This window comes from Cloacibacterium caeni (genome assembly GCF_907163125.1).
Taxonomy (GTDB): domain Bacteria; phylum Bacteroidota; class Bacteroidia; order Flavobacteriales; family Weeksellaceae; genus Cloacibacterium; species Cloacibacterium caeni_B.
The window spans coordinates 2,166,323-2,179,132 of record NZ_OU015319.1 but is presented as its reverse complement, the minus strand read 5'-3'; the positions used below and the strand labels follow the sequence as shown (position 1 = coordinate 2,179,132).

The following is a 12,810-nucleotide window of genomic DNA, read 5'->3' as shown; positions in this document are numbered from 1 at the left end:
ATTTTTTATTTGTTCAGAAATTTTATCTTTGCATGATAATTTTACAAAAATATGAAGAAGATAGTTTCTACTAACAATGCACCCGCTGCAATTGGTCCGTATTCACAAGCTAACCTTGTAAATGGCGTTCTCTATATTTCTGGTCAAATTCCTATTGATCCGTCTACTGGGAATTTAGTAGATGGAATCGAAAAAGAAACACATCAGGTTATGAAAAACCTAAAGGCTATCTTAGAAGAGGCTGGTATGTCTTTTTCTAATGTAGTAAAAGCAACTATTTTCTTAAAAAGTATGGATGATTTCGCAGTGATGAATGAAATCTATGCGTCTTATTTCGAAGGAGGAAATTATCCAGCAAGAGAAACAGTAGAGGTTTCTTGTTTGCCAAAAAATGTGAGTGTAGAAATCTCTATGATTGCACATCAGTTCTAAGACATGAATTTTTTAAGAAATACATTAGGCGTTTTATGTGGCTTGGCGATGGCAGGAGTCATTATTTCGCTGGGTGTAAAAATTAATTCATCATGGGTGAATTATGAAGGATTTTTTCCGTTTGAACATTGGTGGAAATTATTGAAAAGTGTAGAAAATAAGCCAGGTTTTTTCTGGACTTTACTTCTTTCTTCAGGTTTTGGAGCAACCATTGGAGGTGTTACTACTGCGATTATTGTAAAATATGCTAAAGTAGCTTATGCAATTCTTATTGGCTTCATTTTGCTATTTATAGCCATGTTAGATATTATTGTTTTCCCTTATCATCCTACATTTTATAAAATTTTAATCTTCATTGTATATTTTCCTTTTGCATGGTTAGGAGGAAAAATAGTAGAAGTAATTTACGAACGAAATAAAAGGAAAGAATTTCCTAAATCTAAATAAAAAAGCCTTTCAAAATTTTTTGAAAGGCTTTTTCTTTGGAATTTATAAAACTATGATTAAGGCATTTTAAAACCTCTGGTGTACATTCTGCCGTATTCGTCTACGTATTTTATTTGTACGGTTCCCTTATATCCATCTAAGATTTTTTCTACATCTTTTTGTGAATTTACAGGTTTTCCGTTAACTTCTATAATGATGTAATTGTCATAAACGCCTATTCTTTCTAACTCACCACCTTCTACTACATTTCTTGCAATTACACCGCTATTTAAACCATAATCCGTTTTAAAACGGTCACTTAAAACCTCGAATTCACCACCAATTTTTTCTGTAACAGATAAATCAGCCTTGCTTCGGAATGAAGTTCCTCCTTTTTGGTCTTTAAGCGTTACGCTTTCAGTATAAGATTTACCATTTCTAATATAAGTTACTATAACTTTATCTCCAGGTCTTTTGCTACCAACAGCAGCAGATAAATCCGCGAAAGTTTCTATGGTAGAATTATCTATTTTTTTGATAATATCTCCTTTTCTTAGTCCAGCATCTTCAGCACCGCTATTTTCAGTGATTTCAGTAATCATAATTCCGCTACTTGCTTTGATGTTGGCTTTTTGACTTTGATTATAAGCGGCAACTTGTCTATCATCAGAGAGGTCTAAACTTACAACTCCTAAGAATCCTCTTTGTACCAAGCCAAATTTTTTAATGTCTTCAACTATTTTTTTTGCCAGGTTAGATGGAACTGCAAAGCCATAACCTTGATAGTAGCCTGTATTAGAAGAAATGGCAGAGTTGATGCCGATTAAGTCTCCGTTTACATTGACCAAAGCACCACCAGAATTTCCTGGATTAATCGCTGCATCAGTTTGAATGAAACTTTCAATAGGAGTTCTAGATTGCTGACTTAATAAATCTATGCTTCTTCCTTTAGCTGAAACAATTCCTGCAGTAACGGTAGAATTTAAACCCAGTGGATTTCCTACTGCTAAAACCCATTGTCCTACTTCTACTAAATCTGAATTGGCAAAATTAAGATAAGGCAAACCTTTTTCTTCAATTTTTAGAAGAGCGATGTCTGTACTTGGGTCTGTTCCAATAAGATTGGCTACGTAACTTTTTTTGTTGCTGAGGATAACTTCTAATTTATTGGCACCTGCAACTACATGATTATTAGAAATAATGTAACCGTCTGGTGAAATAATCACACCACTTCCTAATCCAGAAGGAACATCTTTAGGTGGTTGTTGTTGTTTTTGATTTTGTCTTTGGTTTCCAAAAGGATTTCCGAAAAATTGTTCAAATAAGTCTTGTTCTGACATTCTGTTTGAACTTGAACTTCTTGATTGATAATTTTTAATGGTGACCACTGCAGGAACTGTCGTTTTTGCAGCTTTTACAAAATCATCACCCACATTTGCGGAATTTATTCCTGCGAATTTTACATTATCATTTGCAGTATGGAAATAAGAAAAATCGCTGTTATTTTCATTCGTTTTGAAATACTCTATTGCACCAAAAGTTGTGGCACCAGATAATATACCTACAACAGCAAAAGGTAATAATTGTTTTAAACTGTTCTTCATTGTTAATTCTTCTTTTATAGTTTAAGTATAACAAATTTAATGCAAAATTAGTGTTCACTAAATTATTAGTGTTACACTTTTAACAAAGTTTAACGAGTTTAAGAAAATTTTAGAATTGTAATTGAATATCATACAATTTACGTATTGAATCCAAAGATAGGTTGAAGTAAATTTGAATATTAACAAAACCATTAATTTTAGTAATCATGTGGACTACTTTATTTTTTATAGTTCTATTTTTTATAGTCTTATTTTATGTTTTGAGTAAGAAAAAAATAAGATATTAGTATAAATCGAATCTATCTATTATAAGCTTTTTAGAATAATTCTAAAAAACATATCTTTGCAAAAATTTTACATTTTAGAATGACAAAAAGCGGAAGAATAGAATTAATGGCTCCAGCAGGAGATTTTACTTCTTTACAAGCAGCATTAGATAATGGTGCAGATTCAATATATTTCGGTGTAGAGCAACTCAACATGAGAGCTAGAGCTTCTATGAACTTTACAATTTTAGATTTACCAGAAATTTCTAGAAGATGTAAAGAAAAAGGGGTGAGAACTTATCTTACTCTTAATACCATTATTTACGACCACGATTTATCCATCATCAAAACTTTACTTGACAAAGCAAAAGAAGCAGACCTTACTGCGGTCATTGCAATGGATCAGGCGGTAATTGCTTATGCAAGGCAAATAGGCATGGAAGTACATATTTCTACTCAGATTAATATCACCAATATTGAAACGGTTAAGTTTTATGCACTTTTTGCAGATACGATGGTGATGAGTAGAGAACTTTCTATTACTCAAATCAAAAAAATCTGTTCTCAAATTGAAAAAGAGCAAATCAAAGGACCTTCTGGAAATTTAGTGGAAATAGAAATTTTCGGTCATGGAGCACTTTGTATGGCAGTTTCGGGGAAATGTTATTTGAGCCTTCATTCTCATAATTCTTCAGCAAACAGAGGAGCTTGTAAACAAAATTGTAGAAAAAAATATACGGTTATTGACCAAGAATCTGGCTTCGAAATAGAATTAGATAATGAATACATGATGTCTCCTAAAGATCTTTGTACGATAGGATTTTTAGACCAAATTGTAGATGCAGGTGTAAAAGTTCTAAAAATCGAAGGAAGAGGAAGAGCGCCAGAATATGTAGCAACGGTTACTAAATGTTACAGAGAGGCTATTGATAGCATTGCTGATGGAACTTTTTCTGCAGAGAAAGTAGAAGGTTGGATGAAGCAGTTGGAAACTGTTTATAATAGAGGTTTCTGGAGTGGTTATTATCTTGGTCAAGAACTTGGAGAATGGTCACCTAATTCTGGAAGCAGTGCTACGCAAAAGAAAATTTACATTGGTAAAGGAAGACATTTCTATCCAAAATCAAATATTGCAGAATTTTTAATTGAAGCCTATGATTTAAATATAGGAGATAGAGTTCTGATTCAAGGTCCTACTACTGGTTCTCAAGAAATGGTAATTGAACATATGATGGTAGATGGTAAAGAAGGGGCTACTAAAGCTTCGAAATCTGATGTGGTTACCTTTAAAACAGAATTTAGAGTTCGTCCATCTGATAAATTATACAAAATTGTAAAAGTAGAAGAGCCTGGTACACAACAGAATAATGTAGATGAAGGAGCTTACTCACACTAATTAAGTTATAATGGTAATTATTACACTACAAAGAGATAAATGCATTGGCTGTAATTACTGTGCGGAGTTTGCGCCAGAATATTTTCGTATGTCTAAGAAAGACGGAAAATCTGTTTTATTGAAATCTGCTGATAAGAAAGGCTTCTTTACGCTTAAAACACCGATTCCTGATGCGTATGAACCATGTGAAAAAGCAGCAAAAGCTTGTCCAGTGAAAATTATATCGGTAAAGGAAATCTAAAATGCTTAAAAAAGATTTACGTAAAAAATATAAGGATTTGAGAAAGACCTTGTCGAAAGATGAGGTCTTGTCTTTATCTCAAAAAATATTTGAAAATTTCGTTTTACAATTTAATGTCATTGAAAATCAGAGAGTTCATATTTTTTTTCCAATTGAAAAATTGAACGAAATCAATACTAAAATCTTCATTAATTATTTTTTTGAAAGAAATATTCAGGTTTTTGTTCCAAAAATGGTTGGGAATAAGATTATTTCTATTCAGATTAAACCAGACACTGTTTTTTTGCAAAATTCGTGGGGAATTCTGGAGCCAGAATCTAATGAAAATGAATCTGATGCTTTTGATTATGTAATTACACCACTATTGTATTGTGATGCATTAGGAAATAGAATAGGCTATGGAAAAGGCTTTTACGACCAATTTTTTGCAGGAATTAATCTTGATGCAAAAAAAATCGGCGTGAATTATTTCTCGCCGAGTGATTCTATTGATGATGTTTCTTTACAAGATGTAAAATTAGATTATTTGGTTACGCCTACAGAAGTGCTGTCTTTTGGTTGTACATCTATTTCTACAAAATAAAATTTGAATTCTTTTTTGAAATTCACAGGAGATTTCAAGAGTTTGTATTGAGATTTTTTATTGAATTCGCCAATCATTCTTTGGTCTCTATCTTTATATTCTACTGTATAATTGGCATAATCTAAGGTGTCTTTTCCATTGATTTCAGTATTGATGCTGAGGTTTTTTACTTTAACCAGTTTTACTTTCAGGCTGTCAAGTTCTTTCAAAAGTCCCATTACGTTCGCCGAATCTTTTTTTACAAAATATCCTTGAATTTGCTCATAATTCAGTGAATCAATTGCAGTATTTTTATTTCCAGAAGAATACAGCGCAGAAATATCGTATAATTCTTGTAGTTTTTGCTGAGTGATACTTGCTATAGCTTGCGCACTGTCTAGTTTTGTGGTAGAATATACATCTTCATTATTGCCGTTTCTTAATACATCTATATCACTTATTGTTTGCTCTTTTTTACAAGCAATAATTGTCATTAATGCTAGAAATAAAGTAAAGATTACATTTTTATTTAGTGATTTCATCAGGTTGTATTTTAAATTTAATAAGGATTATTTTTTTAGTTTCTGGACTCACTTTAGTCTCTATCATTTTAAAATTCTTTAATGAAGTAGTTGGTGTCGTGACAAGTCCTATATATTTTTGTTTGTCTAAGGTTTCTACGCCATATGTTTCATTATCGAAAACTTGATAAATTAATGCATTGTTGCTGATAATTTTATCTAATTCTTCTCTTTTTTTGCTAATATCATTGGTAGAATAGTAGTACAATGCTTGTGCGTAAACATCCGGTTCTAACTCTATAGTTTCATTAGTTCTAGCAGGATCTAGATTTCTATAAATAGTGTCTTTTCTGTAAAAAGGTGAATTGACTTCCATAGCCAATGTCTTACTCTGTGTAGGAAATCTGAAAACCCCTACATCATCATCATCAATATCTTTGCCAGAATTGATAATATATCTAATAGGAGTTTCATTTTCTTTTAAAACTCTTATTTCTATGATGTCTTTGATTTTTGTATTTCTATCAGCGTCTATAAAAGTGAATTTGTAATCTGTTGCAAAAATTCTTTGCCAAAAAACTAATATCAAAACCATTGTCATTAATACTACTGAAGAAATGAGCCAAAAATATTGTTTGATAAGGCTTATCAAAGGATTTTTGAAAATCCTTTGTGAAGATGAAGATGTTGCAACGCTTGTTTTCGTCTCTTCAAGAACTGGTTGAATTTCTGCTGTGGTAGTTTTTTCAATAGTTGGAATAGCTTTTTCAGGTATTGAAAAAGCTACTTCTGTTGGTTTTTCAGTAGAAATTTCTAATTTTTCTTCATCTGCAATGATAATTTCTGATGGTTTTTCATGTTCAGAAATAATTTCATTAGCAAAAAGATGATTTTTCTTAAAATCATACCAAGATTGATATCCTGCATAGATGGCCAATAAATTGAGCATGTCTATTCTTGGTAATTTACTAGAAGGAACCGTCTTGAAATAAGTATAGAAAGACTTTTCGCTAATGTTTCCCTTCGCTTTTTTTCGTAAATCCTCTTGAAAATAAATAATATCAATTCCTTTCCACTTCGAAATTTCATCGTAGGAAGGATGGTGATTTTTAAGATATTCTGCCTGAACTTCTGCTTTTAATTGCTCGAAATGCAATAAATCTAAATCTGCCAAAATCTTATAAAATTATTTAAGTGTTTGATTATCAGTGTTAGTTTTTTGTAAAACTATTTTACAAATATATTACAATTAATTTTCTAAAACAAATTTTTTCTATGAGCCTATCTTTGCTCCGTTAAAAGTGAACAAAACAATTTAAACAATTTAATTAAATTAATTTATTATGAAAAAATCATTATTCGTAGCAGCTATCGCTGCATTAGCTGTTGTTGCTTGTAAAAAATCTGAAACTACTGAAGCTACTGAAACTGTAGATTCTACTGCTGCTGTTGTTGACTCTGCTGCTGCTACTGTTGACTCTGCTGCTGCTGTTGTTGACTCTGCTGCTGCAACTGTTGATTCAGCTGCTGCTAAAGTTGAAGAAGCTGCAAAATAATTTTTCTCAACAGAAAAAAACTAAAACGTTCCTCACAGAGGAGCGTTTTTTTTATTATTGCAAATGTAAAATTAAATAGTTAGTCATCTAATTTTTTTTAGATGATTTTTTTGTATTTATAAGTTGTAGAAATTGAATTTAATTTTGATTCAAAATATTTAATTTCCTGATTATCAATCTTATTTTTTTGTAAAATCTCTTTACAAAGATATTTACAATGAATTTTCAAATTATATTTTCGGAGTGGTTATACATTTGTATCAACAAAATGAAACAAACAAATTTTTAAACCCTTAAATTAAATTTATTATTATGAAAAAATCATTATTCGTAGCAGCTGTAGCTGCTTTAGCATTAGTTGCTTGTAACAAAAAAGAAACAACTGAAACCACTGAAACTGTAGATTCTGCTGCAACTGCAATGGTAGATTCAGCTGCGGTAACTGTAGACTCTGCTGCTGCTGTAGTAGATTCTGCTGCTGCTAAAGTAGAAGACGCTGCTAAAGATGCTTCTGCTGATGCAAAAGACGCTGTAAAGGATGCTGCTGCAAAAGTGAAAGAAGGAGCAGCTAAAGTAGAAGAAGCTGTGAAAAAATAATTAAGAAATTAATTACAAACAGAACCGCCTCGTGAAAACGAGGCGATTTTTTATTTAGAAAGTTTTTGTCTCAGTATTTCATAACAAGTAATAGCAACTGCATTGCTTAAATTAAGCGAATCTATAGTTCCAGACATCGGGATGAGAATATTTTCGCCTTTATGAAGCCAAAAATCACTCAAACCAGAATGTTCTGTTCCGAAAAATAATGCAGATTTTTCATTGAAGTTTTTCTTGTATAAATCTTCGGCGGTTTCATCCATAAACGTGGTGTAGATTTTGAAACTGTTCTCTTGTAAAAACGCCAAAGTTTCTTCATTGGTTGCAGAAAAAACATTCATCCCAAAAAAACAACCTACACTACTTCTTAAAACGTTTGGGTTGTAAAAATCTACTCTAGAATCGGTAACAATTAAAGCATCTATTCCAAAAGCTTCACAACTTCTCAAAATTGCCCCAAGATTTCCTGGTTTTTCTACAGATTCTACTACAATAACTGAAGCATTGTCTTTTGGCTGATAATTTTTCAAATCAAATTCTTTGGTTTTGTAAATGCCAATGATTCCTTCAGAAGTTCCTCTGTAAGCTAGTTTTTCATAAACTTGACTGGAAACGAAATGTATTTTACCATCGGGATGATTGATGCCAAAAATAGATTCGCAAATAAAAAATTCTACATTTTCAAAACCGAATTGCAATGCGCGTTCGTTTTCTTGTTTCCCTTCTACCACAAAAACTCCAGATTTCTTACGAAACCTATTGTCTGTAATTAATCTATTGAGATTTTTTATTTTTTCGTTTTGTAAGCTTTCGATAATCATATTTTTGAAACGCAAAGTGCGCAAAGTAAATTTTTAAAATTTGAATGTTTTTAAGTTCGCAAAGATGAAAATCATAAGATTTCCTTTGTTCTATTCCTCGTCTAAATTTTCTAAACTAGAATTTGCTCTATTAAGAATAGCATCAGGTAAAGATTTTTTAGCTTTTGCACCCATTATTTTCAATTTCTGAACGCTAGTAATCAGATTGCCTTTTCCGTCTACTAATTTATTCATGGCTCCTTCGTATTCGGTTTTTGCTTCGTCCATTTTTTTGCCGATTTTAACTAAATCAGTGACAAAACCATCGAATTTATCATACAAAGCTCCAGCTTGTCTTGCGATTTCATAGGCGTTTTCTTGTTGTTTTTGATTCGTCCACATAGAATCAATGGTGCGAAGCGTTGCCAATAAAGTAGAAGGCGTTACAATGACAATATTTCTTTCAAAAGCTTTATTGTATAACTGCGTGTCTTCGTTTAGAGCAATTGCAAATGCAGGTTCTATTGGGATGAAAAGTAAAACAAAATCAGGACTTTCCATTTGATAGAGATGCTGATAATTTTTACTTCCAAGTTGTTCTACATGTCTTTTTAGAGAATTCACATGCTCTTTTAAGAAGCTGCTTTTTTGTTCGTCATCTTCTTCGTTGATGTATTTTTCGTAGGCAGTAAGAGAAACTTTAGAGTCTACAATCATTTTTTTACCATCAGGAAGATTGATGATTACGTCTGGCTGAACTCTGTTTCCTTCTTCTGTGGTAAAACTTTTCTGAATTTCATATTCTCTGCCTTTTTCTAAACCAGATTTTTCTAAAACTCTTTCTAGAACTAATTCTCCCCAGTTTCCTTGAATTTTGCTATCGCCTTTCAATGCTTTGGTAAGATTTAGCGTTTCTTTGCTCATTTGCAAATTCATTTCTTTAAGTCCAAGAATTTGTTGACGAAGAGCTGCGTGATAATCTATACTTTCTTTGTGCGTATTTTCTACTTTTTTCTCGAAATCTGTAATTTTTTCTTGAAGAGGATTTAGAATATTCTTCAAGTTTTGTTGATTTTGTTCCGTGAATTTTAGGGTTTTCTCTTCCAAAATTTTATTCGCTAAATTCTCGAATTGCAGTTTTGCTTCTTCCTGAATTTTCACGATTTCTTCTTTTTGGGAATCCAATAATTGCTGAAGACTTTCATTCTGAGCGGCCAATTGAGATTTCAAACCGATTAATTGATTTTTATCGCTTTGAAGGTCTTTAATTTCGGAGTTTTGTCTTTCGTTAAGTTCTTGTTGCTCTGCAATTTTCTGAATTTGAGCTTTGTTTTGAGCAGAAATTTCCGCTATAATTTTGTTAAAATCGGCTTCTTTTTGATTGAAGTTTTGTTGCAATTCTTCATAACTTTTTCTAGAAACCGAAGAAGATTTCAAAATAAAATATGCCAAAACAGCACCGAGAATAAATGCGAGAATAATGTATAAGATTTCCATTTTTCAAAATTACAAAAGAAAATATGAAATCAAATCTTTTGTTGAAAATTCAAAATGATATTATGATAATTCATTTTAAATTTTAATCATTACTCTTTAGAAATCATTTTATGATATTTCAGATGCATTGGTATTGCTGCAGAACCGTACCAAGGAAGAATTTCTACATCGAAAATTCCGTTTTTAATGGTTGGATCTCCTAGAAGCAAAGTTTTTACTTCTTCTTCGGTTTTAGCATCGATTAAGAAAATCCCACGATATTGAAGATTATTTTTCGTAGCAAAAGGACCCGCTAATTTCAGTTTTCCTGCTTTTTCCATAGCTTCCATGTTAGAAAAATGTCCTTTGAAAAGTTCGGAGCGCTGTGTTTTATCTGTAATTTCAGCATCTTTTGGGCCGGTTTTCAGAATCACGAGCATATAAGTTTTCATGCCGCGTTCATCTGCGCCGAGAGAATCTGCTAATTTTTTGTTTTTTTCCTGAGTAGTTGTTATTTCATCAGCATTTTTACCTGCGGTTCCCGGTTTTCCATCTTGACCTTTTTGGTAAATGATACAAGAACTCACTAAAACTGAAGTGATGATTAGATAAAGTAAATTTTTCATTTGTGACAAGGTTTTCAACAAATGTAAAAATTTTTGAACTTACTTTTTGATAATTTTAAAATGGTGATAACCTTCCTCGGTTTTGATGTACAAAATATAGGTGGAAGTTGGGAAGTTTTGTAGGTTGATTATCGTAGATTTCCCTGAGTAAATGATTTTTCCAGATAAGTCATAAATCGAAATATTTTCAATCTTATAATTTTGATTTTTGATGTGAAGGAAATCTTTTACAGGATTTGGATAAATGGCAAGCATTTTTTCATTGGGATTATTGGTTGCCAAAGTTTCGGTTTTTTCTAAGGTAATTGGTTCTCTGAAAGTTGCAAAATCTAAAATATACAGTGTATTGTCTTTAATCAAAATGGCTTCGCAAGTGTATTTCCCGAAATCAGTTGCTTTTACAGCGTTTATATTATAATTTTCTGTAGTTGTAGAAGTTTTGTTGTCTAAATTTTTATACCAAGTGAAATCATAACCATCTGAAGCAGAAAGCAATTGGTTCAAACTAACGGCGCTTGCTAAAACTACTTTTTCGGTTTTTTCTTCGTCATATCTTTGAGGAGAATACACAAAATCTGTGTTATTTGGTTTTTGATTGAGAAAATTCTGAATTTCTGTTGCGCTGTATCTATTGTTAGAAATATTGCAAATTTCTGGGAGATTAGCTGGAAGGTTTCCACTAAGTTTATTGCTTTGCAAGGATAAACTCATCAACTGAGGAAGTGCTAAAACTTCTGTAGGGAAAGCGGTAATCTCATTATGATTTAGCCAAAGCTGCTCTAATTTTGTTAAAGAACTTAATGCTCCAAAATTGCTAGAAAGCTTATTATTAGCAAGATTTAAGTGAATTAAATTTTGTAAAGTGGCAATTTCTGTAGGAAGATTTTGCAGGTTGTTATTTTCTAGAGATAACCATTCTAAAGTGGTTAAATTATTAATTGCCGAAAGCTGAGTAAGATTATTTCTACTTGCGTCTAATGTTTTTAAAAAAGCAAGAGCATTTATTTCCGAAGGAATTTCTGTCAGTTGATTTTTAGAAATATTCAGTTCTTCTAAATTCCCCAATGCAGAAAGATTGCTGAATTGTGTAATGGAATTATTGCTTACATTCAAATTTTTAAGAAAACTAAGACTTCCTAATGTACTAGGAATTTCGGTTAAACCAAATCCAGAAAGGTCTAAACTTTTAAGATTGGTAAACGATGAGAAATTGGTAGAAGCAAGACTTCCAGAATTATTTCCTAGTAGAATTTCTTCTAAATGAGATAGTGATGAAATGTTACTGTAAAAATCTCCACTTAAATTATTATTGCTAATGTTAAGATAAGTAAGATTGATCAACGAACCTAAATTAGGGATGTTTCCGGCGAGTTGATTAGAACTTACATCTAATTTTTTTAGATTGGTAAGACTCAAAACACCGCTAGGAAAGTTGCCTTCGAGAAGGTTTCCGTTCAATCTTAATTCGGTAACTGCTCCGTTTTCTATTTTTACTCCGTACCAATAATAAGGATCTTTGGTAAGGTCCCATTTTTGGCTCCAGTTATCTCCATTGGTTTGATTGTAAATAGAAATAAGTGCATTTCTCTCTGATGTAGAAACGCTGTATTGAGCACTATGAATATTAAAAATAAGGAATACTAATAAAAGTAAAAATTTCTTCAAAATTTGTGTTTAAAAATCTGTGCAAATATAAAATATAAATTAAAAAATAAGCATTTTTATCAAAAAAAGAAGTGTTACGTTTTGAGTAACACTTCTTATAATGATTTGAAATGGAATTATTTACCTAAATAAGCATTGTACATCCATACTAATTTCTCCTGTTCGGTAATGTAGCCACTCATTTGTGCATTGGTTTATTCATCTCTTGCTTTATCTGTGATTTCTGAAAGATCTCTCTGGATATCAATAATTGTTTTAAAAGATTCTAAAATATTTAGAATGCATTTATTACCATTAGAAACTTCTTTGCTTTCTTGTATGGTTGAAAGTTTCTGATAATCAGAAAAATTATGATGAGGTTGATAACCTAAAGTAAGAATTCTTTCTGCGATTTCGTCTATTTTAAGGATTAATCCGTCATACAATTCTTCAAATTTAAGGTGTAATGTAAAAAAGTCATTTCCTTTTATGTTCCAATGAGCACCTCTGGTGTTTTGATAAAATATGGAATAATTAGCAAGCAAAATGTTGAGTTTTTCAGCAATCATTTTGCAATCAGATTCTTTTAAGCGAATAAAAATAGACTTTTAATAGATTGAGATTATTAATTGTTTAGAATAATCTCCTATTTATAATAAAAAA

At 31.5% G+C, this 12,810-nt stretch carries 14 protein-coding genes and 1 pseudogene; 7 read left to right on the top strand and 8 right to left on the bottom strand.

Features of this window, described 5'->3' with window-relative positions; translation table 11 throughout:
• Positions 1-51: 51 nt before the first annotated feature.
• Complete coding sequence (locus KKQ79_RS10150) at positions 52-432, top strand: RidA family protein (protein WP_213190041.1); 381 nt, start codon at positions 52-54, stop codon at positions 430-432.
• A 3-nt stretch (positions 433-435) separates the two neighbouring features.
• Positions 436-879: a hypothetical protein gene (locus KKQ79_RS10145; protein WP_213190040.1), complete on the top strand. Its 444-nt coding sequence runs from the start codon at positions 436-438 to the stop codon at positions 877-879.
• A gap of 56 nt (positions 880-935) precedes the next feature.
• Here KKQ79_RS10145 and KKQ79_RS10140 read toward each other — a convergent pair whose 3' ends face one another.
• Positions 936-2,462 (bottom strand): trypsin-like peptidase domain-containing protein, encoded by a 1,527-nt coding sequence (locus KKQ79_RS10140; protein WP_213190039.1) that lies wholly within the window; start codon positions 2,460-2,462, stop codon positions 936-938.
• Between the two features lie 366 nt (positions 2,463-2,828).
• Here KKQ79_RS10140 and KKQ79_RS10135 point away from each other — a divergent pair, with 366 nt between their 5' ends.
• The 3 genes from KKQ79_RS10135 to KKQ79_RS10125 are packed head-to-tail and all read left to right on the top strand — an operon-like array spanning position 2,829 to position 4,948.
• Positions 2,829-4,124, top strand: coding sequence for a peptidase U32 family protein (locus KKQ79_RS10135; RefSeq protein WP_213190038.1), 1,296 nt, complete (start codon positions 2,829-2,831; stop codon positions 4,122-4,124).
• Positions 4,125-4,134: 10 nt separating this feature from the next.
• Positions 4,135-4,365, top strand: a complete 231-nt coding sequence (locus KKQ79_RS10130; RefSeq protein WP_069800836.1) for a ferredoxin — start codon at positions 4,135-4,137, stop codon at positions 4,363-4,365.
• 1 nt (position 4,366) lies between these two features.
• Positions 4,367-4,948, top strand: coding sequence for a 5-formyltetrahydrofolate cyclo-ligase (locus KKQ79_RS10125; protein WP_213190037.1), 582 nt, complete (start codon positions 4,367-4,369; stop codon positions 4,946-4,948).
• On the opposite strand, the gene KKQ79_RS10120 is transcribed toward KKQ79_RS10125, so the two are convergent.
• Together KKQ79_RS10120 and KKQ79_RS10115 are read right to left on the bottom strand one after the other, a co-directional pair.
• On the bottom strand, positions 4,888-5,469 hold the full coding sequence (locus KKQ79_RS10120; RefSeq protein ID WP_213190036.1) for a hypothetical protein: 582 nt from the start codon (positions 5,467-5,469) through the stop codon (positions 4,888-4,890). The two genes, KKQ79_RS10125 and KKQ79_RS10120, sit on opposite strands and share 61 nt — an antisense overlap.
• Positions 5,453-6,622: a hypothetical protein gene (locus KKQ79_RS10115; protein WP_213190035.1), complete on the bottom strand. Its 1,170-nt coding sequence runs from the start codon at positions 6,620-6,622 to the stop codon at positions 5,453-5,455. Before KKQ79_RS10115 ends, KKQ79_RS10120 begins: the two co-directional genes overlap by 17 nt.
• Positions 6,623-6,791: 169 nt before the next feature.
• Here KKQ79_RS10115 and KKQ79_RS10110 point away from each other — a divergent pair, with 169 nt between their 5' ends.
• A complete protein-coding gene (locus KKQ79_RS10110) occupies positions 6,792-7,004 on the top strand; it encodes a hypothetical protein (RefSeq protein ID WP_069800845.1) in 213 nt (70 codons plus the stop codon).
• A gap of 312 nt (positions 7,005-7,316) precedes the next feature.
• The gene (locus KKQ79_RS10105; RefSeq protein WP_213190034.1) at positions 7,317-7,601 is read left to right on the top strand and encodes a hypothetical protein; all 285 of its coding nucleotides are present in this window, start codon (positions 7,317-7,319) and stop codon (positions 7,599-7,601) included.
• A 50-nt stretch (positions 7,602-7,651) separates the two neighbouring features.
• Here the strand turns inward: KKQ79_RS10105 and KKQ79_RS10100 are convergent, their stop codons facing one another.
• The 5 genes and pseudogenes from KKQ79_RS10100 to KKQ79_RS10080 all read right to left on the bottom strand — a co-directional run bounded on the left by KKQ79_RS10100 (position 7,652) and on the right by KKQ79_RS10080 (position 12,716).
• Complete coding sequence (locus tag KKQ79_RS10100; protein ID WP_213190033.1) at positions 7,652-8,422, bottom strand: TrmH family RNA methyltransferase; 771 nt, start codon at positions 8,420-8,422, stop codon at positions 7,652-7,654.
• Between the two features lie 90 nt (positions 8,423-8,512).
• A complete protein-coding gene (locus KKQ79_RS10095) occupies positions 8,513-9,898 on the bottom strand; it encodes a DNA recombination protein RmuC (RefSeq protein WP_213190032.1) in 1,386 nt (461 codons plus the stop codon).
• An 89-nt stretch (positions 9,899-9,987) separates the two neighbouring features.
• Positions 9,988-10,503, bottom strand: coding sequence for a YciI family protein (locus tag KKQ79_RS10090; RefSeq protein ID WP_213190031.1), 516 nt, complete (start codon positions 10,501-10,503; stop codon positions 9,988-9,990).
• 39 nt (positions 10,504-10,542) lie between these two features.
• Complete coding sequence (locus KKQ79_RS10085; RefSeq protein ID WP_213190030.1) at positions 10,543-12,168, bottom strand: leucine-rich repeat domain-containing protein; 1,626 nt, start codon at positions 12,166-12,168, stop codon at positions 10,543-10,545.
• A gap of 116 nt (positions 12,169-12,284) precedes the next feature.
• Positions 12,285-12,716: pseudogene (locus KKQ79_RS10080) on the bottom strand (Dps family protein).
• Positions 12,717-12,810: the final 94 nt, after the last annotated feature.

Excerpts from the sequence above, each read along its gene's own strand:
- KKQ79_RS10150 (WP_213190041.1), top strand. The coding sequence starts at position 52 with ATGAAGAAGATAGTTTCTACTAACAATGCACCCGCTGCAATTGGTCCG.
- KKQ79_RS10145 (WP_213190040.1), top strand. The coding sequence starts at position 436 with ATGAATTTTTTAAGAAATACATTAGGCGTTTTATGTGGCTTGGCGATG.
- KKQ79_RS10140 (WP_213190039.1), bottom strand. The coding sequence starts at position 2,462 with ATGAAGAACAGTTTAAAACAATTATTACCTTTTGCTGTTGTAGGTATA.
- KKQ79_RS10135 (WP_213190038.1), top strand. The coding sequence starts at position 2,829 with ATGACAAAAAGCGGAAGAATAGAATTAATGGCTCCAGCAGGAGATTTT.
- KKQ79_RS10130 (WP_069800836.1), top strand. The coding sequence starts at position 4,135 with ATGGTAATTATTACACTACAAAGAGATAAATGCATTGGCTGTAATTAC.
- KKQ79_RS10125 (WP_213190037.1), top strand. The coding sequence starts at position 4,367 with ATGCTTAAAAAAGATTTACGTAAAAAATATAAGGATTTGAGAAAGACC.
- KKQ79_RS10120 (WP_213190036.1), bottom strand. The coding sequence starts at position 5,469 with ATGAAATCACTAAATAAAAATGTAATCTTTACTTTATTTCTAGCATTA.
- KKQ79_RS10110 (WP_069800845.1), top strand. The coding sequence starts at position 6,792 with ATGAAAAAATCATTATTCGTAGCAGCTATCGCTGCATTAGCTGTTGTT.
- KKQ79_RS10105 (WP_213190034.1), top strand. The coding sequence starts at position 7,317 with ATGAAAAAATCATTATTCGTAGCAGCTGTAGCTGCTTTAGCATTAGTT.
- KKQ79_RS10100 (WP_213190033.1), bottom strand. The coding sequence starts at position 8,422 with ATGATTATCGAAAGCTTACAAAACGAAAAAATAAAAAATCTCAATAGA.
- KKQ79_RS10095 (WP_213190032.1), bottom strand. The coding sequence starts at position 9,898 with ATGGAAATCTTATACATTATTCTCGCATTTATTCTCGGTGCTGTTTTG.
- KKQ79_RS10090 (WP_213190031.1), bottom strand. The coding sequence starts at position 10,503 with ATGAAAAATTTACTTTATCTAATCATCACTTCAGTTTTAGTGAGTTCT.